Source organism: Ruoffia halotolerans (genome assembly GCF_014049385.1).
Classification (GTDB): domain Bacteria; phylum Bacillota; class Bacilli; order Lactobacillales; family Aerococcaceae; genus Ruoffia; species Ruoffia halotolerans.
Genome location: NZ_JACAOA010000009.1, coordinates 13729 through 39095 on the forward strand (window position 1 = coordinate 13729; position 25367 = coordinate 39095).

Genomic DNA, 25367 nt, shown 5'->3' on the forward strand with positions numbered 1-25367 from the left:
GTTTAACTCCTTAAATTCGGTGCATAGAATTAAAAATATCCTCATGCATCACGTGTATTTCCATCTCAGGGATACTTTCCTTCGTGTTCTGTTGAAATTCTTCAAATTCAATTGAAAGCTTATCAATATTCACTAACATCACCATCGTAAAGTAATCTTGCATAATCGTTTGTTCAACATCCACGACGTTTACATTATATTTAGCGCATTGTGTCGCAACTTCTGCGAGAATCCCTACCTTGTCTTTCCCAATTACAGTAATTACAGCTTGCATTGTGTTAACCACCTTTTGATTTATTTTGTAAATTATAGCACACCCCAAGCATTTTCCCTACATAAAATGAAAAATTAATTAGAAACGCGAAATAGTCACTTTCCTATACATTGTTTTCTAATTTATTATAATTTAAATAGATTCATAGAAAGGGTGGCTAAGTATGAAAAAAGTTTATTATTCTAATAAAGCACCAAAGCCGATGGACCCATATTCGCAAGCCGTTCGTGTAGGAGATATGTTATATGTATCAGGCCAAATAGGCATTGATTCAGAAACTAATAAATTAGTTAAAGGGAATGCTGAAGAAGAAATGAAGCAAGTTTTCAAAAATATTGCCCATATTTTAGACAGTGTAGGACTCAATTTAACAAGTGTAGTAAAAGTGGTTCTTTATATGAATGACATCGGAGATTCATCAATATTTAATGAAATTTATGCCATGAATTTTCACAAGCCGTATCCAGCTAGAAGTTCATTTGCAGTAAGTAGTTTGCCAATGGGAGCAAAAGTAAAAATGGATGTAATTGCTCATTACGAGTCATAAAATAAGCTTAGTATTTTAAGTTATTGTTTATATTAAAAAACATTATAATTTAGTAGAGAACTTCTAATGCAATCTGTTATAATAAATGTATAATAGTATTATGACTTATATTGAAGAGGAGAGAATTAATTAATGTCTAAAACATTTGCAATTAATGCTGGGAGCTCAAGCTTAAAATTCCAGTTATACAATATGCCAGAAGAATCAGTTATTGCTAAAGGGTTAGTAGAAAGAATTGGTATCAACAATTCAGTATTTACAATCGAATATGGTGATGATCAAGAGTTTACTGTAACAGAAGATATCGCAACTCATGCCCAAGCGGTGGATATGTTATTTGATAAATTAGAAGAATTCCAAATTATCACCGATCTAACTGAAATTACAGGTGTAGGGCACCGTGTAGTAGCAGGTGGAGAAATCTTTAAAGAATCAACTTTAGTTACTCCAGAAGTAATTAAACAAGTTGAAGACTTAGGTGAATTCGCACCTTTACATAACCCAGCAGAAGCAGAAGTTATGCATGTGTTTGAAGAGCGTTTACCACACGCAACTGCCGTAGCAGTATTTGATACATCTTTCCATACATCAATGCCAGAAGTTAACTACTTATACAGCTTACCTTACGAATACTACGAAGACTTCCAAATCCGTAAGTACGGTGCTCACGGAACGAGTCATGATTTCGTAAGTAAACGTGCAGCTGAATTAATGGGCAAACCTATCGAAGACTTAAAAATCATTACGTGTCACTTAGGTAACGGTGCATCAATTACAGCCGTTGACGGTGGTAAATCTGTAGATACATCAATGGGATTCACTCCTTTAGCTGGTGTAACAATGGGTACTCGTACAGGTGATATCGATGCATCAATCATTCCATTCTTAATGGACAAATTAAACATCACTGATGTGAACGATGTGATCACAATCTTTAACAAAAAATCTGGTTTACTAGGTTTATCAGGTGTATCAAGTGATATGCGTGACGTTGAAGATGCTGCAGCAGAAGGTAACGAACGTGCACAATTAACGTTAGATATCTTCATGAATCGTGTTCAAAAATACATCGCTCAATACATCGCAGTTATGAACGGTGTTGACGCAGTAGTATTCACAGCAGGTATTGGTGAAAACTCTGGAATTACACGAAAATTAATCATGGACGGAATTACGTTCTTTGGTGGAGAAATTGATGACGAGCGTAACGACACTCGTAAAGAAGCATTAATTTCAACTGACGACTCAAAATTCGCAATCTACAACATTCCTACAAATGAAGAAGTAGCGATTGCACGTGACGTTGAACGCTTCAAATAATAATTAACATAATCAGACCGCAAACCTAATTGGGTGAGCGGTCTATTTTTAAAAGGAGGTTATGACAATGAGTGAAAGAGAATTAATAGATCAAAGCGGTATGCAAAGAACATTAAAACGTATTGCCCATGAAATCTTAGAGAAGAATAAATCGACAGAAAAACTGGTGATTCTTGGAATTAAAACAAGAGGCGAGTTTTTAGCAAAACATCTACAGAAAAAGATCGAAGAAATTGAAGGTGTAAAATTACCACTGGAAATCTTAGATATTACTTTTTATCGCGATGATTTATCTAAAAAATCTGTCAGTCCTGAAGTAAAAGCCGTTTCTTTTGAACATGATTTAACTGGAAAAAAAGTAGTAGTAGTGGATGATGTTCTTTATACCGGAAGAACCGTTCGTGCAGCCATGGATGCCATCTTAGAAAATGCGCGCCCATCTCACATTCAATTGGCTGTTCTTGTTGATCGCGGACACCGAGAATTACCCATTCGACCAGACTATGTTGGAAAGAATATTCCGACATCTAAGCAAGAGAGAGTCAAAGTAGAAGTCGAAGAAGTGGACGGGAAAGATTTAGTCAGTGTATTAGATTAAAAAAAGTGGGGATCAGACTCAATTTTAAGAGTTTGTTCCCTATATTTTTTGTGTTATTTTTTCCCATTATTGGCTTTAAATAACCAATAAAAGACAAAGACCATAAAGAAGACGACGAAGAGTGCTGCTAACATCCAAATTAACATCAAGTCAATCAGATTATTTACGACTAAAATAAAGCCGAGAATCCCCACTAATGATAGCAATACACTAAAAATAATAATAACTTTATTAGAATAGTCGCCGAATACCTCAAGTAATGTACGTCTATAAATTAATAAATATGCACCTAAAATCATAAACATAGCAGGAAATGCATAAATTAAAATATTAAATATCATTTGTAAACCTTCCTTTGACTAATTTTCTTTGAATTCATTGCCCTTATAATAACTGATCGCAAGCTGGGTCCGATCACGCAATTCCAACTTAAGTAACAGTTGAGATATATAGTTTCGAATTGTTCCTTCGCTCAAGTAAAACTTTTCGGCAATTTCTTTATTGTTCAAGCCTTCTGCGACAGCTTGATAAATATCTAATTCACGCGGTGTGAGTTCACTCAATATTTCTTGATTTGATTGAGAGACTGATTGAGCAACGTTATTCACGATAGTATTATCGAGAACGGTCTGATTATTAAGAACAGCTTCAATGGCTGGCAAGATACTTTTAATATTTTGCTTTAAAATATAGCCTTTACACCCTAATTGAAGGGCAGCTTGGATGAAATCTGAGTCTTCAAAAGTTGTTACGAGTAGAATTTTTGCTTGCGGAAATTTACTCAAAATGGTCGAAGCAGCCTCGATACCGGATTTCTCTTGCATTCGAATATCTAACAATGTGATGTCTGGCTTGTAAATTGAGTAATTAGAAATGGCTTCTTCAGCAGAATAGCCGGTTATTATTACTTCGTAGCCACCATTCTCAATAATTAAACTCAATGATTCTACTACTATTGGATCATCATCAATAATCATTACAGTTGTCAACGTGTTCACCCCTTTTATCATGTTTCTTTAATTGTAGTTGAATTTACAATGATTGTCACGGAAGATTACAAAAATACCAGAGATGAAGTGAATCATCTCTGGTACTCGACTAAAATTAAGCAAAATTAGAATAATTGCTTATATAAATTAGCTAGCTTTTTCCGCTTGATCGCTAGATTTTTTGATAGCTAAAACGATTAAAATGACATACCAAATAATTTTTAACCATGGCCAATTACGCATGTTCATTCCTCCTATCTTTATATGTTTTATTATACCTAATTTCATCTTAAATTACATTTAATTTGACTGTTATATGCCATTAAGTTTATAAGAAGACCCCATGTTTGGTGACGTTACTAATAAAATGTATAATGAAATTGAATCGATGAAGGAGGAGTAATATGAAGATTGAACATATCGGTATGTGGGTTAAAGATATTGAAGAGACACGTCGATTTTATGAAACTTATTTTGATGTTACGGCAAACAATTTATATCGAAATGAGAAAAAAGGGTTTGAATCATACTTTTTAACATTCGCAAGTGGGGCACGATTAGAAATTATGCATTGTGATGATATAACTGAAGCAGCAGGGGAATTATTTGGTTATGCCCATTTAGCCATCAGTGTAGGGGACAAAGATGATGTCGATCAATTTACAAAGCGTTTAACTGATGATGGATATTATTTATTAGACGGGCCAAGAACGACAGGAGATGGCTATTATGAAGCGGTTGTTCTAGATCCAGACGGGAATCGTATCGAACTAACAACAGATTAAATTGAAGTAAGCCTCAAGTGTTGAATAGATAACACTTGAGGCTTATATTTATGTGCACAAAAAAAAGTCGGCTGTAAAGCCGACTAAAAGGCATCCGGTGGTGCCGTTTCCGTATATATATGTTATTGAACCTGCAAGTAATTACAGGTGGGCTCCACACTTGCTTTTTCTGACTTCCAAGTGTAAAAGGCTTGTCATAGAAACAAGATCATAGGATCCCAAGATAAAAAGAAATGTTCGGTCCACACAATATATATACAACGTACACCTCAGAGAACCTTTGTTAAATACATTATAGCACTAATATAATAAATTGCAACAAAACAAGATGTTTTGACCTGACAAGCTTGTAAAGGGTTACTGACACAGGTGGGGATCGTTATTTTTGTTTAATTTGCTTATATATTTGAGCGAGAGCTTCTTCATATTTACCTGTAGGATCAGGTTCGAAGTATTGACGACGCTTCAAATTATCAGGCAAATATTGTTGCTCAACATAATGGTGCGGAAAATCATGCGGGTATTTATATTCAACACCACGACCTAATTTTTCAGCACCGGAGTAGTGAGCGTCACGAATATGATCGGGCACTTGTCCGACATTACCCGCTGAAATATCTGCCATTGCACTGTTTAAGGCACGATAAGTTGTGTTTGATTTAGGACTTAAAGCTAAATCGGCGACCGCAAAAGCTAATGGGATCCGCGCTTCAGGCAACCCAACTTTTTCTGCTGCTGTCACAGCCGAAACTGTCCGTGAAGTAGCTCCAGGATTTCCTAAACCAATATCTTCATAAGCAATAATCAATAACCGCCTACAAGCAATAGTTAATTCGCCTGCTTCTAATAAGACTGCTAAGTAATACATTGCTGCATCGACATCGCTCCCTCGAATTGATTTTTGAAGGGCAGAGATGGCGTCGTAATGAGCATCTCCATCTTTATCATGCGTCATTCGTTTATGTTGCAAACATTCTTCAGCGACGTCTTGTGTAATTTTAATGACATTATCTTCATCAGGTTTGGTTGATAAGACAGCCAATTCTAGGGCATTTAAGGCAGAGCGAATATCACCATTGGTCACATTAGAGAAATGATTTAATATATCATCTGGAATCTCTACATTATATTCACCTAAGCCAATGTCATTATCTTCTAGGGCTCTTTGAAGACCTAATTTAATATCTTCGGGAGCCAAAGGTTTTACTTCAAATATTTGTAATCGACTTCGAATCGCTGGATTAATGGTGATGTATGGATTTTCAGTAGTAGCTCCAATGAGTATGACCCGACCATTTTCTAGATGAGGTAGTAAATAGTCTTGCTTCACTTTATTTAAGCGATGAATTTCATCAAGTAACATAATAACAGTTCCCGACATCTTCGCTTCTTCAACGACTACTTCCATGTCTTTTTTAGAATCTGTGGCAGCATTTAAGATCCGAAAAGCATATTTCGTACTACCCGCAATGGCACTGGCGATACTTGTTTTACCTGTACCAGGAGGCCCGTAAAGAATCATCGACGATAGACGTTCTGAAATCACCATCCGTCGTATAATTTTTCCTTCGCCAACAAGATGTTTCTGTCCCAAAACTTCGTCAATATGTTTAGGACGCATACGGTATGCTAATGGTTGTTGCATAAGCTACTCCTTTCGCAATAAGTTGTATTCATTGTTTATATATGTAAACTAAATAATAATTATCTAATGTATTATATATGATATTTGAATTAATTGATAATTTCTAGATTAAAGTTATTATTTTATATATTGATAAACTTTGATATTGCAGTTATTCAAACTTATGTTATAATGTTAAAGTTGTATTAATAGACATGTTGAAAGGAGGGTTTAAATGGTTTATTTAGATAATGCTGCGACGACAGCAGTGCGACCAGAAGTTCTGAAAGTGATCCATGATTCATTACTGAATGATTATGGGAATCCATCAAGCACATATCGAATTGGAAAAAAAGTAAGGCACTCAATGATTCAAGCACGTAAACAGCTCGCAGAGCTATTGAATGTGGCCGAATCAGAAGTTTACTTTACAAGTGGTGCGACTGAAGCAAACAATTGGGCAATTCGCTCTCAAGCCGAGAAGTCAAAAGAATTAGGGCAAGGAAATCATATTGTGACTACCGCAATTGAACATCCGTCCGTTACAAACGTAACGAAATATCTTGAGACACAAGGCTTTGAAGTAACATATATTCAACCGAATGAAAGAGGTGAGATAACAGTCCAGCAGTTCATAGACGTTACAACTAATCAAACAATTGGTTGGATTGCGATGGCAGTTAACAATGAAGTTGGTTCAATTCTGCCCATCTTTGAGTTAGGTGAAGAAGCGAATGAGCGCAATCTATGGTTTCACGTTGATTCTGTTCAAGCAGTAGGGCCAATGGCTTATGACTATTCACAGTTGAAATGCACGACCTTTGTTGGTTCTGCCCATAAGTTTAATGGTCCAAAAGGGATTGGCTTCTTAATATATCGTTCTTTCCAGGAACATAACCATCTTGGACCCTTACTTTATGGTGGCGGTCAAGAAAATAAGATGCGATCAGGTACTGAGAATGTCCCTTATATTTTAGGGATGGTAAAAGCACTCGAATTGACTTTCGCTGAGCAAGAAGAAACATTTAATAAATATGAAAAGTTACATCATTATTTACTTGATGCGCTGAATGAACTTGATATTGAATTTGAAATTAATGGCGATATGAATAATCGAGTACCATATATCAATAATTTGTGGTTTAATGGTAATATAGCAAGCCAAATGCTAATAAAAATGGATTTAGATGATGTTTATATCTCAGCGGGAAGTGCATGTTCCGCAGGGAGTCTCACTGAGAGTGACATTTTAAAAGCTTATTACCCCGATCAACCAGAACGGTGGAGCCAAAGTTTACGAATTTCATTCGGTTATCAAACTACACGAGAAGACATCGATCAATTTATCCAAAGTTTAAAGAAAATATCAGAGGGGAAGATCGATTTATGGCATTCAAAGAAACTGCAGAATTAAAAGGATTCAACCGTACATTTAGTGTGAGCCCAGAGGCACGTCCTTACACTTTACGTGATAATGGCTTTACTGACACTAAAAGTGGGAACTTTATTTATAAAAGAGCACTAGACTCTACACATAAACAAGGTCTTGTATTAAAAGTAACTGTTGATAAAGATCTAAAAGGACTTAAAATATCAACAGTGAACGAAAAAGGTCTAACTGCCGTAGATATTTCAAAATTAGATAATAATAGCATGGTCGTTGAAAAAGTGAATTTTATCTTTGATGGCTTTGTTGACCGTAATGTATTAAACGAAAAATAAAAACAAAAATAAAAGTTATAGAAAGGAAATGACAATGTCAGATAACAGCAATACTAGAGTTGTTGTAGGAATGAGTGGCGGTGTGGATTCATCCGTCACAGCATTGCTATTAAAAGAACAAGGTTATGATGTAATTGGGTTATTTATGAAGAATTGGGATGACACGGATGAATTCGGAGTCTGTACTGCAACAGAAGACTATAAGGACGTGGCTTTAGTAGCTGAACAGATTGGAATTCCTTACTATTCTGTAAACTTTGAAAAAGAATATTGGGACCGTGTGTTTGAGTACTTCTTATCGGAATACAAAAAAGGACGCACACCTAATCCAGATGTTATGTGTAATAAAGAAGTGAAATTTAAAGCATTCTTAGATTATGCTTTAGATTTAGGTGCAGATTATGTTGCGATGGGGCACTACGCACAGGTGAGACGTGATTTAGATGGAACCGTTCATTTATTACGTGGGGCAGATAATAATAAAGACCAAACATACTTCTTAAACCAATTATCACAAGAACAATTACAAAGAAGTTTATTCCCATTAGGGCATTTACAAAAATCAGAAGTACGTGAAATTGCTGAAAAAGCAGGCTTAGCAACAGCTAAGAAAAAAGATTCTACCGGAGTTTGTTTCATTGGAGAACGTAACTTTAAAGAATTCTTATCAAATTACTTACCGAACAAACCGGGTAGAATGATGACGCTTGACGGAGAAGTTAAAGGTGATCATTCAGGTTTAATGTACTATACTATCGGTCAACGCCAAGGTTTAGGAATTGGTGGGGGCGGAGATTCTAACGAGCCATGGTTTGTCATTGGTAAAGATACTGAAACACAAACTTTATATGTTGGTCAAGGATATCACCATGAAAACCTATACTCTGATTACTTAGAAGCCTCAGATTTAAGTTTCACTAGTCCTTTACCAGTGGACGGAACATTTGAATGTACAGCGAAATTCAGATACCGTCAACAAGACGTTGAAGTTAAAGTTGAGATGGATGCTGAAGCAGATTTTGCTACTGTTTACTTTAAAGAACCTGTTCGTGCAATTACACCAGGTCAAGCGGTAGTCTTCTATGATGGAGACGAATGTTTAGGTGGCGGAACGATTGATGCTGCATTCTCTAACAGCCAAAAAAGACAATACGTATAAGTAATAGACTGAAGAAGGTCAGAGTGATTCGTCACTCTGACCTTCTTTAATACCATAAAATATTCGACAATTAAAGGTTAAGCAGTTTTAATTTTATTCGAAAAGAGTGTTAATAAGAATTTTATCGCCGATATTCAAATGATTTTGAATCACATGCTCAAAATATTTAAGTGAACACAACCTTTATAAGACAAATAGCACTCAAAGAAGTTCGTGTGAGAACAACTTTGAGTGCTTTTTTAACTATTCTTTAATTAAAATTCAACTTGATATAAATAAGATAGGTCATATTGGACATACAATTCTGCGCCAACTTTTAAAGATTTCTCGTCCACATTGAAACGAGCCTGGTGGTGAGGGCAGTCTGAGACTTTAGAGACGTTGCGTGTTCCGACTGTCGCAAAGGCACCATTAATATAGTTCGTGTACTCACCAAAATCTTTGCCTCCCATTGTTGGTGGGAAGTCTCCGACTGCATCTTCACCGAATGAATTTCTCGCAATCGATTCAACTAACTGAGAGCTTTGTGTTTCATTAATTACGGAAGCTAATAATCGATGATACTCAAATTTAACTGTACCACCATACATCGCTGCGGTTCTTTCAAGGTAGCGCTTCATTTCTGTTTCTACGATATCACGAGTTTTAGCATCAAAGGTTCGTACGTTTTTCTCAAGCTTAGCATTCTCGGCAATGATGATAAAAGGCTCACCAGCCTCTACTTTACCGACAGTTAAGACAGCTGCCTCCATTGGATGAGTCGCTCTAGAGATAATGGTTTGGATATATGCAATGTACTGGACACCATCATTACTGCATCTTTAGTCATACGTTAACTAGAAGAATCAAAAAATTTCCTCCAGTTAACCACCAATTCCCTCACAAAATTCCATCTTCCACACCTTAATCAGATTTAAAATCATGTACGGATTATGATATGATACATGAGTTAGAAAAATTATAAGGAGGTGAAGTAAATGTCTCAAGGAGAAGAGTTAGTTGTCGGTGTCGTAGAAGCAATTTTTTTTGAGAATCCATCGAACTTCTATAAAGTTGTCCGTATTAGCGTTGATCAAGATGAAACTGACTTATTGTTAGATGAAGAATTAGTCATTACGGGTATGTTTGCTTCACTTCATCTCGATACGGAATATCAATTTTTTGGGAAATTAACGAATCATCCCAAATATGGAGAACAGTTTGCTGTAACAAGGTATCAACAAAAAGCGCCGACATCTTACGAAGGGCTCGTTGACTATTTATCAAGTAGCCGCTTTAAAGGTATCGGGAAAGTATTAGCGGAACGCATTGTTGATGAATTAGGCCAGGATGCTATCGATACGATTATATCGGACTCGAATGCCTTGAAAGACGTCACTGGCTTATCAAAAGCAAAAGCCGAAGACTTACGCGAAGGGCTACTACGCCATCAAGGGACTGAGCGTATATTTATGCAATTAAGCGAATGGGGCTTTGGTCCAGCCTTATCAGATAAAATATACCGAGCATATGAAAGCGAAACGATTACTTTAATTAAAGAGAATCCATATAAATTAATTGAAGATGTTGATGGTATCGGCTTTAATAAAGCAGACGAGTTAGCAGAACAATTAGATTTTGATGCTGAAGATATTAACCGGATTGTCGCAGGGATATATGTATCTGTATTAGAGTTATCAAATAGCGATGGCGATACATATGTTCCTGAGGAAGTGGCTAAGAAAAATGGACGGAAATTATTAGAGTCGAGTCGAAGATACTTAATTTCTGATGAGTTATTGGAGCGAGCAGTAGAATTAGCCGTACAAAATGAACAGTTAATGCGTTTAGTTGATAATTTAATGATACCAAGCTTATATTATGCTGAATTAAATATCGTTAAGAAAATCGATAATTACTATCAGTATGAACAAATTGAACGCTTTGAAGAAGATGAAATCGATGAGGCAATTGAAGAGGTCGTTAAAATCAGTGGAATTAATTATGATGAGAGTCAACGACAAGCTCTGAAAACATCCATTCAATCTCCAATTTCAGTGATAACTGGTGGACCTGGGACTGGGAAAACGACTTTAATAAAAGGGATTATCTTGTTGCATTCAATCTTACATGACTATGATTTAGAACAAGCAACAAAAAAAGTGGATGAAAATCCTGTGTTACTTGCAGCACCTACAGGGCGAGCAGCTAAACGAATGCAGGAAACAACCGGCTTACCAGCCTCTACCATTCACCGACTGATTGGCTATAATCGTGATTCTCAGGTTGATGAATTTTATGCAGCCGAATTAGATGGTTCACTGCTAATTGTGGATGAAATGTCGATGGTTGATACTTGGCTGATGAATTGGCTTGTCCAAGCAATTCCGTATCATTTACAAGTTGTATTAGTAGGGGATAAGGACCAGTTGCCTTCAGTAGGACCAGGAAAAGTCTTTAGTGATTTGATTGAATCAGATGTTTTACCCGTACTTCGTTTAGAAAAAATCTACCGTCAAGCACAAAATAGTACCATAATTGATTTGGCACATAAGATTCGACAAGGTTTTTTACCAGAAGATTTCTTAATGAAGCAACATGATCGGTCATTTATTCAAGCACCAGCACAACAAATTGGTCATGTGGTACAACAAATTATTGTAGCGGCTAAGAAAAAAGGCTTTGATGCGACAAACTTACAAGTGCTTGCACCCATGTATAAAGGACCGGCAGGTATTAACGCTCTCAATACTTTATTACAAGAATTATTAAACCCACCCAAACCGAAAAAACGAGAAATAAATCACTTCGATTCTGTGTTTAGAGTTGGAGATAAAGTATTACAACTAGTAAATAATTCTGAAGACGGTGTTTATAACGGAGATATTGGACGCATTGAGGCAATACACTTTAAGAAAGAGACGGCTTCAAAAGTTGAAGAGATCACCGTCTCATTTGATAATGTTGAGCTTATTTATAAGAAGTCTGATTTAGATCAACTTACATTAGCGTACTGTACTTCGATTCATAAAGCGCAGGGGAGTGAGTACCCTCTCGTTATACTGCCCTTGGTCGATATGTACTCTCGATTACTTCAAAAGGATATCTTATATACAGCTATTACACGGGCACAATCTAGCTTAATTATGCTTGGAAATCCTGATAGCTTCTACAAAGCGGTGACAAGTGAAAAAGAACCTCGTAAGACCTTCTTAAGGGATTTATTGATGGTTCAATTTGACAAAGAAGCATCTGAAGATGAGGAAGATGAATCGGAAGAAAACTCCAAAGTAGAAGACGAAGCCAGTCACCAAAACCCTGAATCGGAAGCGATTCAAATGGAATTAGAAGAACAAATTGAAGAATCTTTAGAACTGAAGGAAGCGACAATCAATCAAATTGATCCAATGATTAATATGGACGGTGTCACACCTTATGATTTTATGTCTTCAACGAATTAAAATACAAAAGAGAGTCAACGTGCTCGTTCATGAACGAATACGTTGACTCTCTCTTTTTTTATTTAGTCTTTATCGACTGCTTTTCCTTGTAAGTAAAATGCTTGCATATCTTCTTCAGGAACCATACTTCCACCTGTCGCCCAAACGATATGAGTGGCTTTATCTAGTTTCGATTGAAGGTGATGATTTGCTAAGAAATCTTGACCTGAATCGGTTGTTAGCATACGAACCACACCTACCACACCAGCTAGGGCAGCAGGCTCAAGTGAAATAGCCTCTAAATCAATCATTTTGCCTAGTAAACGCATTGATTCTTCCTCTGTAAGGGTGTAGCCAGCATCGAAGTAATATTGCATGATGCGTGAAATAAGACCAGATGTACGTGGGACAGCCAAACCATCCATAATAGTACGAGATTCTATCCCGAAATCATCTACTGTGACACCGTCAAATTCTTTTGTAGCTAAGCCTAAAAGCATTGAAGGCATCTGAGTTGGTTCAGCAAAGATACAATGAACATTGTCACCATAAATTTGTTTTAAACCAAAACTAATTCCACCTGGACTTCCACCGATACCACAAGGTAAGTAGACAAATAAAGGATGTTCAGCATCAACTTTGATGTTGGCTTCTTCTAATTGCCTTGCTAAACGATTGGCAGCAACCGTATAACCGAAAAACAATTCAATCGAATGCTCATCATCAACAAAGTAAGACGTTGGATCGCTTAAAGATTCCGCTCTCCCTTGGTTAACAGCTTCCGTAAAGTTTGTTTGGTGCTCAACGACATTTACACCTCTTGAACGCAATAAATCTTTTTTCCATTGCTTCGCTTCAGTAGACATATGAACTGTAACATTAAAGCCTAATTTAGCTCCCATCACACCAACACTAATGCCTAAATTACCAGTTGTTCCAACCATAATTTTATGTTGAGCGAAGAATTCATTGAATTCGTCATTTAAGAATTTTTCATAATTATCATCCGTTGATTCAAGTAAACCATTTTCTAAAGCAAGTGTTTCAGCATGTTTTAATACTTCGTAGATTGCACCCCGGGCTTTGATTGTTCCAGCAATGGGTAGGGTATCATCACGTTTTAATAAAAGTTTTCCAGAGATTGTTGTTTGATATGTATCTTCTAGATATTCTTTCATTGTATTAATTTCAGTAAATTCAGATTCAATTAAGCCATTATTGATGGCTGTTTCAGGGAAAGCCTTGATAATGAATGGGGCAAAGCGTTTTAACCTTGCCTCTGCATCATCAACATCATTTTTTGAATAAGGAACTTTCTCGGTTGCTTCAACAAACGGTATTTTTAAATTATTCTCCCAAAAAATAGGTTGGGCTGATTGGATTTTTTTGAATAAATCAGTTTCTAAGTATTCTTTATGTAAAATTTCATTCATAACTTTAAAACGCAACTCCTTCTAATTAGGTAAATAAAATGGATAAGATGATAAAGCCAAATCAATGTTTACTGGCTTTTGAGGTATGTCTTCTCCATCAAGCTGACCTCTAATCGGATCAGTGATTTTTAACTGTAATTTTTGACCCGTATATCGATCTATATTATCAGATTCGTTTGTTTTCTTTGTAATTAACACTTTTATAAATAAATCAAAAATTACCGATAATTTTATATCGCGGTAGATGACAAGAGCAATTTCATTATTATGTGGTCTTGTTAATTGGTCTATATTAATTCCACCACCTAAAGTAGGGGAATTTAATATTCCAGCTAAACTTACATCATCATAATGAAACTGATGATTATCAATACTTCCCGATACGGAAAAATGACGCACGCTATTTAAGCTAAGCAGTACAGCCAATAAATACGAAAGTTTTCCAAGACCCATTTTTGATAAAAAAGAATTTTCAATAAGATTTTGAGCTCGAAAATTGACCTCAGCATCGAAGCCAAAGCCCATATTATTTAAGACGACACCTTGTCGTTTAGTAATGTGGTCATTGTAAGTGAATATTGGAATTGAAACGGGCTTTTCTGAGAATAACATTATTTCAATGATACCTCTGACAGATAAGCCATTTTGCCAGCTTCGATAAAAATCATTTCCAGTTCCAGCAGGAACATAAGTAACTGGGATATCAGCTTGGTTCTTGTGTAAAGTTTGAACCACTTCATGTAATGTACCATCCCCACCAACAACCATTAAATAATCCTGATATTTTTTGTGACCACGGTTAACTAGCTGTTCAGTTAAAACTTCAGCATGGGTCGAATAGTCAGTTAGGTAAGTAATGTATTCCATTTGGAAACTATCCAATTCACTATGAACTTTTTTTAAGATGGTGTTTCCATCTCCGCTACCCGCTTCAGGATGACATATTATATGTACGCGATTTGTCATAAAGCACCTCGTTATTTCTTTATCAATTTGAGTTTAAACACTAAGACCAATTATACTCAAATTTATATCTTTAATAAAGAATTACTTCTATTGTCATATTTTGTTATGGATTTGACAATAGGTTTTTAATAAGAGTTAAATGAAAAAAAGTGATTCTATTCTCATAGTTTCTCATAAAATATGATACAATATAGCGGACTTAATATTGAAAAGATTAGGAGTGTATATATGTCTTACAAAATGCTTGTTTTGGATATTGATGATACTTTATTAAATAGTAATCACGAAATTAGTTCGGTGACTAAAGAAAGATTAATACAATTCCAAGAGGATGGCTTTATCTTGGTGTTAGCAACTGGACGCCCAACGAAATCAGCGGTTCAAAAAGCCGAAGAATTATTGCTAGACCATCATAAATCACATGCGATTTCTTTTAACGGAGCTGTCGTTACAAGTATGGAGAATGCGCAAGAGCTATTTAGCCAACGAATGAACTTGGACGAACAAAAAGAATTGGTTCAATATATTCATGATTCAGGCTTAGCATTAATTGCTTATGGTGATAATGAAGTTTATTTAAGTCGCGAGAATGATTACAGTCATATTGAAGGTGAATTAACTGGGTTAGAAACAATTTATGACAGTGACTATGCGAATAACTTAGAGTCAGAAGAATTAAAGTTCATCGCGGTTGGTGATCCAGAGATTGTCGCACAACATAATGGAAAACTCCAAGGAAAATTTGGTAAAGCAACAAATGCAACGACGTCAAAAGACTACTTCCTGGAATTTATGCACCGAGATGTTTCTAAAGGTCTGAGTTTACAAAGACTATGTAATCATATCGGTATTGATATCAGTGAAGTTGTGGCGGTTGGTGATGGGAATAATGATGCGCCAATGATCGAAGTAGCAGGAGTAGGTGTCGCGATGGGAAATGCTTCTGATTATCTGAAAGGGATTGCAGATGATGTGACAGGAACAAATGATGAAGATGGTGTTGTTCAAGTTCTAGACAAATATTTTTATTAAGATTCAATCTATACTTGTCTATTTATAGTTGACATTAATCAGGCTAATTATATATAATATTAATGATTTGAGACCATATCAGACTTAATTACAGAGACGTTTCATTAGGTGAAAGGAACGATAAGGATGATGCTCCTCATGTATAACTAAGTGAAAATTTAGCGTAAGTCGGCGTTAACGGCAATTGAGATATAAGAACTTGAGTTGTTATAAGCGAGGTGGTACCGCGATTGTCGCCCTTGCATATAACGGCTCTTTTATTATTTTAAAGGGGTGTTTGGATGAAACAATTAACAAGTGCAGAAATTAGAGATTTATTTTTAACATTTTATAAAGATAAAGGTCATGACGTCCGTCCGAGTGCATCGCTAATACCAATTAATGATCCAACTTTACTATGGATTAACTCAGGTGTTGCAACGCTTAAGAAATATTTTGATGGAACGGAAACGCCAGAAAATCCGAGAATTACAAATTCTCAAAAGAGTATTCGTACAAATGACATTGGAAACGTAGGTGTCACAGCAAGACACCATACTTTATTTGAGATGTTAGGAAACTTTTCAATCGGAGATTATTTCAAAGAAGAAGCGATTGAATGGGCTTGGGAATTCTTAACTGGAGAAAAATGGTTAGCATTCGATCCAGAAAAATTATTTGTCACTTATTATCCAAAGGATACTGAAACAAAAGAGTTATGGGAGGCTATTCCAAACTTTGATAACTCACACCTAGTCCCAGTTGAAGATAACTTTTGGGATATTGGTGCTGGACCTTGTGGGCCGGACACAGAAATTTTCTATGACCGCGGTGAATCGTATAATAATCTTGCCGAAGATGATCCAGAAAACTATCCTGGTGGAGAAAATGAGCGTTGGCTAGAAATTTGGAACTTAGTGTTTTCTGAATTTAACCATATGCCAGATGATACTTATGTACCACTTCCACATAAAAACGTCGATACAGGGATGGGCTTAGAGCGTTTAGTATCAGTTATTCAAGATACACCAACGAACTTTGAAACTGATTTATTTATGCCAATTATTGAAAAAATTGAAACGCTATCGGATGGCATTAAATATAGCGAAAGTAATGAAGGGAAAGTCAGCTTCAAAGTTATTGCTGACCATATTCGTGCCGTTGCATTTGCGATTAGTGATGGTGCATTACCATCGAATGAAGGCCGTGGCTATATTATTCGTCGTTTAATCCGACGAAGTGTTATGCATGGACGTCGTTTAGGAATTACAACTTTATTCTTAAGTGATTTAGTTCCAACTATCATTGAAATCATGGGTGACTACTACGCTGGACTTAGTGAGAAATTAGATTTCGTTCAATCAATTATTAAAAACGAAGAAGAACGATTCCATGAAACAATTGGCGATGGAGAGTTGCAATTAGAAAACACCTTGGCCCAATTAACAGAGGAAGGAAAGACCGTTGTATCTGGAGCGCAAGCTTTCCAATTATACGACACATTTGGATTCCCATTAGAATTAACTGAAGAGATGGCATTAGAAAACAACTTTACAGTAGATAATGATGGCTTCGAAGTAGAGATGGAGAAACAACGTGAGCGTGCGAGAGCTGCAAGATCGAATGAAGAAAGTATGTCAGTACAATCAGAAGCATTACAAGCTGTCACATCTGAATTTGAATTCGTTGGACATAGCCAATTATCAAGCAATGCGACAATCAAAGCGATCATTAAAGATGAAGAGAGTTTAGACCATCTTCTAATTAATGAAGAAGCGTGGGTATTCTTCAATCGCAGTCCATTCTATGCTGAAATGGGTGGTCAAGTAGCGGATTCAGGTGGAATTTACGACGGAAGTGAATTAATCGCAGAAGTTAATGATGTCCAAAAAGCACCTAACGGCCAATATATGCATAAAGTAAAACCCTTAAGCATGCGTCTAAACGAAGGTCAATCTTATACGCTAGTCGTAAATGGTAAAACTCGCCTGAAGACAAACCAAAATCATACTGCAACTCACTTATTACACCAAGCTCTTAAGACAATCTTAGGAGAGCATGCGAATCAATCAGGTTCTTATGTTGGGCCAGATCGCTTACGCTTTGACTTCTCGCACTTTGGTAAAGTGACAGATGAAGAGTTAAAACAGATTGAACAATATGTAAATGACTTCATTGAAAATGCTGTGAACGTTGATATTAACGAAATGCCAATTGATGAAGCGAAAGCATTAGGCGCAATGGCATTATTCGGTGAGAAATATGGTGATGTCGTTCGTGTTGTAAACATTGGGAATGAGTCGATTGAACTTTGTGGAGGAACACACGTATCAAATACTAATGATATTGGTACCTTCAAATTAGTGAGTGAATCAGGGATTGGAGCGGGAATTCGCCGTATCGAAGCTCTTACAGGGCAAGCTGCGATTGAATACTACCAAGAGAAAGAAGCAATGTTACAAGCTGTTCAAGCTGAATTAAAAGTCCAACAAACGCAACAGCTTCTACCTCGCATTCACCAATTACAAGAAGAATTGAAAGAAGCGCACTCTAAAGTGGAATCTCTATCTGCAAAATTATTACAAGAAGAATCTGGTAATTTATTCAAAGAGACTGAAGAAGTTGAAGGCATCACTTTTGTAAGTGTCGTTCAAGAAAACCAATCAGCAGATGGCTTACGCCAATTAGGAGATGTTTGGCGTGAAAAACAAGCATCAAATATCCTAGTGGCAGTATCTAACCAAGATGATAAAGCGACTTTATTAGTCTTTGTTGATGATGAAACTGTCGCAAAAGGAACAAAAGCGGGAGATATTATTAAACCATTAGCTAAATTAATTGGCGGTGGCGGTGGTGGACGACCACAAATGGCTCAAGCTGGAGGGAAAAAACCTGCAGGAATTCAAGACATGATTAATGCAATCCCTGAGGCAATAAAAGCAACAATTAAAGAAGCATAAGTTTACTTGAGAAAGAACAGACAGATTGGATTGAATAAATCGTTTCCAATGCTATTTGTTCTTTCCTTGTGCTTTTTAGCATTGATTGTGACAATTCCATTACAAATGATAGCTTGCGAAGGAATTTACTAAGTAATTATACGCAAAGTATGTTAGAATGTTGTTAACTCGAAGTACATCGCAAAAGATCTAAGATCGATGGCTTTACAGATATGAAAGGTTTGGTGAAAGCGATGCAATCATTAGATGAAACAATACTATTCAAACTGGACGATATTAATAAACACACAGTAAGAGAAACATTGGAGATAGTCTATAGCGCACTTGAAGAAAAAGGGTATGATCCAATTAATCAAATAGTTGGTTATTTACTTTCAGGAGATCCTGCATATATCCCTCGTCACCGCGATGCACGTAACTTAATACGTCGTCATGAACGAGATGAAATTCTGGAGAAGTTAGTAGAATTCTATCTAACACAAGAAGAGAGTTAATGAGCAAATATCAAAGAGCTATGGGTCTAGATGTTGGTTCAAAGACAGTCGGAGTCGCACTCAGTGATTTACTTGGCTGGACGGCCCAAGGGTTAGAAACGATTAGAATTGATGAAGATGCGAACGAATTTGGAATTGAACGTCTGAGTGAAATTATAAAATCAGAGGATGTTAATACAGTCGTCATTGGATTTCCAAAGAATATGAATAACTCCATTGGTCCAAGAGCAGAGGCTTCCATGAGATATGGTGATCTTATTAAAGAGCATCATCCAGACGTAGAAGTCGTGTATCAAGATGAGCGATTAACAACTTCTCAAGCAGAAAAGATGTTAATTAACGAGGGGAATGTTTCCCGTAAGAAACGCAAAAAAGTTATTGATAAAGTCGCAGCTGTCATCATTTTACAAAACTATTTAGATTCAAAACCACAACTATGATTTAAGGAGATTACTTAATATGGAAAACGAACACAATCATGAACACCACAACGAACATGAATATATTACCATCTTTGACGAAGAGGGAAATGAAACGCTACACGAAATTTTATTTACTTTTGATTCAGAAGATTTCCAAAAAAGCTATGTTTTAGTTTATCCAGCTGGAACAAATGAAGAAGAAGATGTTGAATTACAAGCATTTTCATACACTGAAGCTGAAGATGGAACAACAGGAGCTTTACAACCTATCCAAACTGAAGAAGAATGGGACATGGTTGAGGAAGTACTTAATACATTCTTGTTAGATGAAGATGAGTAGTTTAAGATAACAGAATGATTTACAATACGTCACACCTTTACCTATCGGTAGATGTGTGATGTTTTTGTAATAGAAGTATTATGGTAATAGTACTACTTCTCTGTTATAATCTTTCAATAAAATGTTCAAACTAAAGGAGAAACTATGTCAAAAGAATCTTGGGAAGATATTAAACAACGTGCCAAGGAAACCGAGACGGAACGCGTGAAAGAGCGATTGTGGACCAACCGAATCGTTCGCATTATTATTTTACTAATTATATTAATTGTAGTGGGCACGGCTATATTTGGTTATTTCTATGTAACGAGAGCATTAAGTCCAGTTAATTCGAATAATGATCAACTAGTAGAAGTGACGATACCTTTTGATAGTACTTCAGATGATGTTGCGAATATACTTGAAGAGAATGGGATTGTCCGTCATGCGGATATCTTTGGAATTTATATGAAGGCCAATAATGAAGAAGCACTTCAAGCGGGCCATTATGAGTTTTCACCATCGATGGATGCACAACAAGTTCTAACAACAATTCAAGCGGGTGGGGAACCAATCTTTGTTGATGCAGATACAACTATCACAGTGATTGAAGGGACAACTATTGACGAAATTGCTACCCTCGTTAACGAGAATACAGCGATTACAGAAGAAGAGTTTATGGATACTGTTCAAGATGAGGAATTCATAACAAATCTTCAAAGCCAATTCCCTTCACTTTTAGAAGAAGTAACGCAATTAGAAGGCTTAAATTATACTTTAGAGGGTTACTTATTCCCAGCAACTTATGATTACTTTGCTGGAATGACGGCGCAAGAATTAATTACAGAAATGGTCAGTGCCTCGAATTTAAATTATCAACGTTTAGTGGATGATTTAACGAATACGTACCTTTCTTATCATGAAGTATTATCACTTGCCTCAATTATTGAACGCGAAGCAATTACGGAAGAAGATCGTGGTCTTGTTTCAGGTGTGTTCTATAATCGTCTAGAAGTAGGTATGCCACTTCAATCGGATGTAACGGTCTTATATGCTTTAGGTGAGCATCGAGAATTTGTAACTTATACAGATTTAGAAGTAGATTCACCGTATAACTTATACATGTATGAAGGATTAACACCTGGTCCGATTGGAACACCAAGTTACCAAGCGATTGTTGCTGCAATCTATCCTACATGGAATGATTATTATTACTTCGTGGCTGATATTGATACGCAGGAAATATATTATTCAAGCACAATTGAAGAACACGACGCGTTAGTTGAAGAATTTGTAAATAGTCGACAAGCTTCCATTGAAGAAGAAGCTGGCGAAGATGAAACTACAACAGATGAAGAAGTTGCAGAAATTGAGGAAACTGAGGAAGTTGTTGACGAATCGGTTGAGTAAGATTGAAACTCAATTTTACAGTTATAATTAAACATAGAAAGCGAGATTGTTTATGGGGACGAAACCAGTAGTAATTGGCGTTTCCGGTGGTTCAGGAAGTGGAAAATCGAGTGTAAGTAGTCGAATATTAGAAACTTTCGAAGGACTATCAGTAATGTTGTTACAACAAGATTATTATTATAAAAATCAAAGTGACCTTCCACTAGAAGAGAGATTGAAGACAAATTATGATCATCCATTAGCGTTTGATAATGATTTATTTTACAATCATCTGGTGACATTAATTGAAGGTGGTTCAATTGAGAAACCAATTTATGATTTTACAAATCATACACGAAGTAATGAAACGAAATATGAAGTTTCCCGTGATGTTATTATCGTTGAAGGAATTTTAATATTAGATGATAAACGTATCCGAGACTTAATGGATATTAAAGTGTATGTAGATACTGACGACGACATTCGCTTAGCTAGACGAATACTTCGTGATATTAATGAACGAGGTAGAACGGTTGAGTCAGTGATTAAACAATACGTAGAGGTTGTGAAACCGATGTTCCACCAATTCATCGAACCTACGAAACGTTATGCTGATATCATCGTGCCAGAAGGTGGCTACAATCAAGTTGCGATTGACTTATTAACAACGAAGATTGGAACAATCTTGAATCAAAAATAATTACATAAACGATCGTGATTAGCGGTAAAATACGATTGTTTATTATTCTTTTATATAAAAAAGTAAAAATTTAGATTGAAAAATAGTAAATAACGTGCTATCTTATTTCTATCGTTTCAAGAAGGAGAGAATAACATGGATCAAAAAGTCTATCCAATGACTTTATCAGGTAAAGAAAAATTAGAACAAGAATTAGAAGATTTAAAAGTCAATAAACGTAAAGAAATTATTGAACGTATTAAAATCGCAAGAAGTTTTGGGGATTTATCAGAGAACTCTGAGTATGAATCAGCTAAAGATGAGCAAGCTTTTGTGGAAGGTCGTATTTCAAGTATTGAAAATATGATTCGTTTCGCAGAAATTATTGATGATAAAGACGTTGCTAAAGATGAAGTTTCATTAGGTCGTAAAGTTACTTTTGTTGAAGTACCAGATGGCGACGAAGAAACGTATACAATTGTTGGTAGTGCAGAAGCCGACCCATTAGAATATAAAATTTCTAATGATTCACCGATTGCCCAAGCAATTTTAGGTAAAAAATTAAATGATGTTGTTTCGATTCAAACTCCAGGCGGATCTTTTGATGTTAAAATCATCAAAATTGAAGCAGCTGATGAATAATCTTGAATAGTTAAGTATTAATAAGTCTGTCTTTTTATAAGGCAGACTTATTTTTATTGGAAAATGTGAAGTGAAATTCATTTTCTACTTCAGAATCTGTTATACTAATTTTATGGAACAGAGGTGTTTTATGCAAAATTTTTTAAGACAAAACATTTTTATTGTATTTGCGATTAGTCTAGTGCTTATATTATTTGACATCTTTTTAGACTGGAAAATTATAGGTCTTATCGGAGTATCTTTTATACTATTTATCGTCGGGTTATTTATTGGAAATCGTATCCTTCGTTTAATAATTTTTGTCGCAGCTTTATTTTTACTCATCTTAAGTTTGCTTATGATTCAATCAGTTTGGGTATTATTATTAGTGATCATCTTGTTTTTAATTTTATTCAGAAGTAAAGATGGCAATGAGTTAATTCATTTTAAAAGTGCGTTAATCTTACCTAAGAAGTCTGAAAGTAATTACTTAGGGGTAAAACTGATTGAACCCCAAAGTGAACAGCGAACGGTTCTGGATCAAGAATCGCTTTTTGATTCATACAGAGAGAAGAAAGTTGAATTTGAATGGGATGATGTGAATATTGTTCTGTTCGGAGGTAATCATATCTTAGATTTTGGTAATACCATCTTACCTCAAGGAGAGACGACGATTGTTATTAGAAAGTTGTTCGGTCGAACGCGATTAATTATTCCTAATGATATTGGTGTGAAGTTAAATATCAGTACAATTTCAGGAGGAGTCGTATTTGAATCCCAACGTTATTCATTGACAGCTGATAATTTTCGTTGGATGAGTCCAGATTATGGGGACTCAAATCGAAAAGTGAATGTCATTGTATCAGTGACATTTGGAGATGTTGAGGTGATTATTTTATGAATTTTCGTTTATGGACTCATTTATTCTTCTTTCAATTTTTTAGTTTTTCAGCCGTTGTCGTCATTATTTTTGGAATTCTAATTTTTGAATTAAATGTGATGACACTATCAGAGGTGTTTACCGTTGCGTTTTTTAATATTCCAGTGTATTTGATTATTATCGCTTTTATCTTAACTTTGAGTATCGTGTTAGCGATTATACTAACAGTTGCTCTAAGTTCACCTTTTGAACAAATTAGAGCACGAATTAATTGGTTATTATTAGGAAAGTATCAAAATGAAATATTCCGCAAAGAATTACAAGGCGGAAATTGGTTTGATGCTTCAAGACAAACGGCGAAAGATATCAATCGACTACGGGATAAGATTGTTGATCTTTCGGCTGATCTTCAAGAATATACGGCAGCGCCAGTGTTTGTAGGTGAAGATACTAAAGAAGAGATTATTGAGAATGAACGTAATCGGATTGCACGTGAGTTGCATGATTCTGTCAGTCAGCAATTATTCGCTGCGACGATGATGATTTCAGCTATTAGTGAAGTTGCTGAGAGAGAAGAGCTGTCGGTAACAAACTCTGTGAAAAAAGTTGAAGAGATTATTGGAAATGCCCAAACTGAGATGCGGGCTTTACTCCTTCACTTAAGACCGATTGACTTAGTGGATCAACGTCTCGATCAAGGTATTAAACACTTGTTAGAAGAATTAGATACGAAGATCCCAATGGAAATTCATTGGAATCTTGAACCCGTAAAAGTTGATAGTGGGATTGAAGATCACTTATTCCGAATCGTACAAGAAGCTATATCTAATACGATGCGGCATGCGAAAGCGAATAAAGTTGAAATTTATTTAACTCAAGACAAACATTCAATTCAATTAAAAATTATTGATGATGGGCAAGGATTTGATGTGAGCACAGCTAAACAAAAAGGTAATTACGGGCTTCGAAATATGGAAGAGCGTGTGAAGAGTTTAGGCGGAATATTGAATATAATTAGTTCAATTGGTAAAGGAACATCCATCGATATTCAAATTCCCATTTCGAGAAGAGAGGTAAATGTATGATTAAAGTATTATTAGTCGATGATCATGAGATGGTACGTTTAGGGGTGTCATCCTACTTGGATGTCCAACCCGACATCAAAGTGGTCGGGGAGGCTGAAAATGGTCTTATGGGTTATCACAAAGCATTAGAATATAAACCAGACATCATCTTGATGGATTTGGTGATGGAAGTCATGGATGGAGTAGAAGCGACTCAAAAAATTATGGAAGAGTGGCCAGAAGCCAAAATTATTATTGTGACATCTTTCATCGACGACGAAAAAGTCTATCCTGCGATTGAAGCTGGCGCTAAGAGTTATTTATTAAAAACATCTTCAGCCAGTGAAATTGCGGATGCTATCCGTGCGACTTACGAAGGTGACACGGTAATGGGACCTGAAGTAACAAGTAAGTTGTTAGAATATGAAGATAAATCCAGACAAAAACAAGCACACGATGATTTAACCAATCGTGAATTAGAAGTATTATTATTAGTTTCAAAAGGGTATACAAATCAAGAAATTGCAGATGAGTTATACATCACGCTAAAAACAGTAAAAACACATGTTTCGAATATCTTATCTAAACTTGAAGTAAATGACCGCACACAAGCAACTATCTATGCTTACCAGCATGAGCTCGTATAAGCAATTCAATTTATTCAAGCAGAATACTGGTTATTATAATAAAAATCA

Annotated in this window: 26 protein-coding genes and 1 other RNA gene; 19 read left to right on the plus strand and 8 right to left on the minus strand. The window is 35.9% G+C overall.

The genetic code is table 11. The features are described from left to right. Positions 1-10: 10 nt before the first annotated feature. Positions 11-274 carry an ACT domain-containing protein gene (locus tag HW423_RS04645; protein ID WP_138404626.1) on the minus strand — a complete coding sequence of 88 codons (264 nt, stop codon included), beginning with the start codon at positions 272-274 and terminating at the stop codon, positions 11-13. A 163-nt stretch (positions 275-437) separates the two neighbouring features. Here HW423_RS04645 and HW423_RS04650 point away from each other — a divergent pair, with 163 nt between their 5' ends. The 3 genes from HW423_RS04650 to pyrR all read left to right on the plus strand — a co-directional run bounded on the left by HW423_RS04650 (position 438) and on the right by pyrR (position 2739). Next, positions 438-821: a Rid family detoxifying hydrolase gene (locus HW423_RS04650; protein WP_218930777.1), complete on the plus strand. Its 384-nt coding sequence runs from the start codon at positions 438-440 to the stop codon at positions 819-821. Between the two features lie 132 nt (positions 822-953). Further along, positions 954-2141 carry an acetate/propionate family kinase gene (locus tag HW423_RS04655; protein WP_218930778.1) on the plus strand — a complete coding sequence of 396 codons (1188 nt, stop codon included), beginning with the start codon at positions 954-956 and terminating at the stop codon, positions 2139-2141. A 67-nt stretch (positions 2142-2208) separates the two neighbouring features. Beyond that, positions 2209-2739, plus strand: coding sequence for a bifunctional pyr operon transcriptional regulator/uracil phosphoribosyltransferase PyrR (pyrR, locus tag HW423_RS04660; RefSeq protein WP_218930779.1), 531 nt, complete (start codon positions 2209-2211; stop codon positions 2737-2739). Between the two features lie 53 nt (positions 2740-2792). Here pyrR and HW423_RS04665 read toward each other — a convergent pair whose 3' ends face one another. Beyond that, positions 2793-3080 carry a hypothetical protein gene (locus HW423_RS04665; protein ID WP_218930780.1) on the minus strand — a complete coding sequence of 96 codons (288 nt, stop codon included), beginning with the start codon at positions 3078-3080 and terminating at the stop codon, positions 2793-2795. A gap of 18 nt (positions 3081-3098) precedes the next feature. After that, entirely contained in the window at positions 3099-3728 is a 630-nt protein-coding gene (locus HW423_RS04670; RefSeq protein ID WP_218930781.1) for a response regulator transcription factor, read from the minus strand. Between the two features lie 404 nt (positions 3729-4132). On the opposite strand from HW423_RS04670, the gene HW423_RS04675 reads away from it, so the two are divergent. After that, positions 4133-4513: a VOC family protein gene (locus HW423_RS04675; RefSeq protein ID WP_218930782.1), complete on the plus strand. Its 381-nt coding sequence runs from the start codon at positions 4133-4135 to the stop codon at positions 4511-4513. An 87-nt stretch (positions 4514-4600) separates the two neighbouring features. Here HW423_RS04675 and ssrS read toward each other — a convergent pair. Both ssrS and HW423_RS04685 read right to left on the minus strand, forming a co-directional pair. Then, positions 4601-4792, minus strand: a non-coding RNA gene (gene ssrS, locus HW423_RS04680) — 6S RNA. 100 nt (positions 4793-4892) lie between these two features. Continuing rightward, positions 4893-6158 (minus strand): replication-associated recombination protein A, encoded by a 1266-nt coding sequence (locus HW423_RS04685; protein ID WP_218930783.1) that lies wholly within the window; start codon positions 6156-6158, stop codon positions 4893-4895. Between the two features lie 214 nt (positions 6159-6372). On the opposite strand from HW423_RS04685, the gene HW423_RS04690 reads away from it, so the two are divergent. The 3 genes from HW423_RS04690 to mnmA are packed head-to-tail and all read left to right on the plus strand — an operon-like array spanning position 6373 to position 9018. Further along, on the plus strand, positions 6373-7551 hold the full coding sequence (locus HW423_RS04690) for a cysteine desulfurase family protein (RefSeq protein ID WP_218930784.1): 1179 nt from the start codon (positions 6373-6375) through the stop codon (positions 7549-7551). Further along, positions 7524-7859: a DUF1831 domain-containing protein gene (locus HW423_RS04695; RefSeq protein WP_218930785.1), complete on the plus strand. Its 336-nt coding sequence runs from the start codon at positions 7524-7526 to the stop codon at positions 7857-7859. The genes HW423_RS04690 and HW423_RS04695 overlap by 28 nt, the downstream gene beginning before the upstream one ends. 34 nt (positions 7860-7893) lie before the next feature. After that, positions 7894-9018, plus strand: coding sequence for a tRNA 2-thiouridine(34) synthase MnmA (mnmA, locus tag HW423_RS04700; protein WP_218930786.1), 1125 nt, complete (start codon positions 7894-7896; stop codon positions 9016-9018). A gap of 254 nt (positions 9019-9272) precedes the next feature. On the opposite strand, the gene HW423_RS04705 is transcribed toward mnmA, so the two are convergent. After that, entirely contained in the window at positions 9273-9770 is a 498-nt protein-coding gene (locus HW423_RS04705; RefSeq protein ID WP_218930787.1) for a M20/M25/M40 family metallo-hydrolase, read from the minus strand. A 225-nt stretch (positions 9771-9995) separates the two neighbouring features. Here HW423_RS04705 and recD2 point away from each other — a divergent pair, with 225 nt between their 5' ends. Then, positions 9996-12458 (plus strand): SF1B family DNA helicase RecD2, encoded by a 2463-nt coding sequence (recD2, locus tag HW423_RS04710; protein ID WP_218930788.1) that lies wholly within the window; start codon positions 9996-9998, stop codon positions 12456-12458. Positions 12459-12520: 62 nt separating this feature from the next. Here the strand turns inward: recD2 and HW423_RS04715 are convergent, their stop codons facing one another. Both HW423_RS04715 and HW423_RS04720 read right to left on the minus strand, forming a co-directional pair. Further along, positions 12521-13870 (minus strand): D-serine ammonia-lyase, encoded by a 1350-nt coding sequence (locus HW423_RS04715; RefSeq protein ID WP_218930789.1) that lies wholly within the window; start codon positions 13868-13870, stop codon positions 12521-12523. Between the two features lie 21 nt (positions 13871-13891). After that, positions 13892-14836, minus strand: coding sequence for a diacylglycerol/lipid kinase family protein (locus HW423_RS04720; RefSeq protein WP_218930790.1), 945 nt, complete (start codon positions 14834-14836; stop codon positions 13892-13894). Between the two features lie 228 nt (positions 14837-15064). Between HW423_RS04720 and HW423_RS04725 the strand changes: the two genes are divergently transcribed. The 11 genes from HW423_RS04725 (at position 15065) to HW423_RS04775 (ending at position 25319) form a co-directional block, all read left to right on the plus strand. Continuing rightward, positions 15065-15868, plus strand: a complete 804-nt coding sequence (locus HW423_RS04725) for a Cof-type HAD-IIB family hydrolase (RefSeq protein ID WP_218930791.1) — start codon at positions 15065-15067, stop codon at positions 15866-15868. A 281-nt stretch (positions 15869-16149) separates the two neighbouring features. Beyond that, complete coding sequence (alaS, locus tag HW423_RS04730) at positions 16150-18807, plus strand: alanine--tRNA ligase (RefSeq protein WP_218930792.1); 2658 nt, start codon at positions 16150-16152, stop codon at positions 18805-18807. Positions 18808-19040: 233 nt separating this feature from the next. Next, a complete protein-coding gene (locus tag HW423_RS04735; protein WP_218930793.1) occupies positions 19041-19301 on the plus strand; it encodes an IreB family regulatory phosphoprotein in 261 nt (86 codons plus the stop codon). Then, positions 19301-19741 carry a Holliday junction resolvase RuvX gene (ruvX, locus tag HW423_RS04740; protein ID WP_235956305.1) on the plus strand — a complete coding sequence of 147 codons (441 nt, stop codon included), beginning with the start codon at positions 19301-19303 and terminating at the stop codon, positions 19739-19741. The genes HW423_RS04735 and ruvX overlap by 1 nt, the downstream gene beginning before the upstream one ends. A gap of 19 nt (positions 19742-19760) precedes the next feature. Continuing rightward, positions 19761-20063, plus strand: coding sequence for a DUF1292 domain-containing protein (locus tag HW423_RS04745; protein WP_218930794.1), 303 nt, complete (start codon positions 19761-19763; stop codon positions 20061-20063). A gap of 144 nt (positions 20064-20207) precedes the next feature. After that, a complete protein-coding gene (gene mltG / locus HW423_RS04750; RefSeq protein ID WP_218930795.1) occupies positions 20208-21449 on the plus strand; it encodes an endolytic transglycosylase MltG in 1242 nt (413 codons plus the stop codon). Positions 21450-21501: 52 nt separating this feature from the next. After that, positions 21502-22128 carry a uridine kinase gene (udk, locus tag HW423_RS04755; RefSeq protein WP_218930796.1) on the plus strand — a complete coding sequence of 209 codons (627 nt, stop codon included), beginning with the start codon at positions 21502-21504 and terminating at the stop codon, positions 22126-22128. Between the two features lie 135 nt (positions 22129-22263). Further along, entirely contained in the window at positions 22264-22749 is a 486-nt protein-coding gene (gene greA, locus HW423_RS04760) for a transcription elongation factor GreA (protein ID WP_138404648.1), read from the plus strand. Between the two features lie 130 nt (positions 22750-22879). Beyond that, the gene (gene liaF, locus HW423_RS04765) at positions 22880-23629 is read left to right on the plus strand and encodes a cell wall-active antibiotics response protein LiaF (protein ID WP_218930797.1); all 750 of its coding nucleotides are present in this window, start codon (positions 22880-22882) and stop codon (positions 23627-23629) included. Further along, the gene (locus HW423_RS04770) at positions 23626-24693 is read left to right on the plus strand and encodes a sensor histidine kinase (RefSeq protein ID WP_218930798.1); all 1068 of its coding nucleotides are present in this window, start codon (positions 23626-23628) and stop codon (positions 24691-24693) included. Before liaF ends, HW423_RS04770 begins: the two co-directional genes overlap by 4 nt. Continuing rightward, positions 24690-25319, plus strand: coding sequence for a response regulator transcription factor (locus HW423_RS04775; protein ID WP_218930799.1), 630 nt, complete (start codon positions 24690-24692; stop codon positions 25317-25319). The genes HW423_RS04770 and HW423_RS04775 overlap by 4 nt, the downstream gene beginning before the upstream one ends. The last annotated feature ends 48 nt before the right edge of the window (positions 25320-25367 follow it).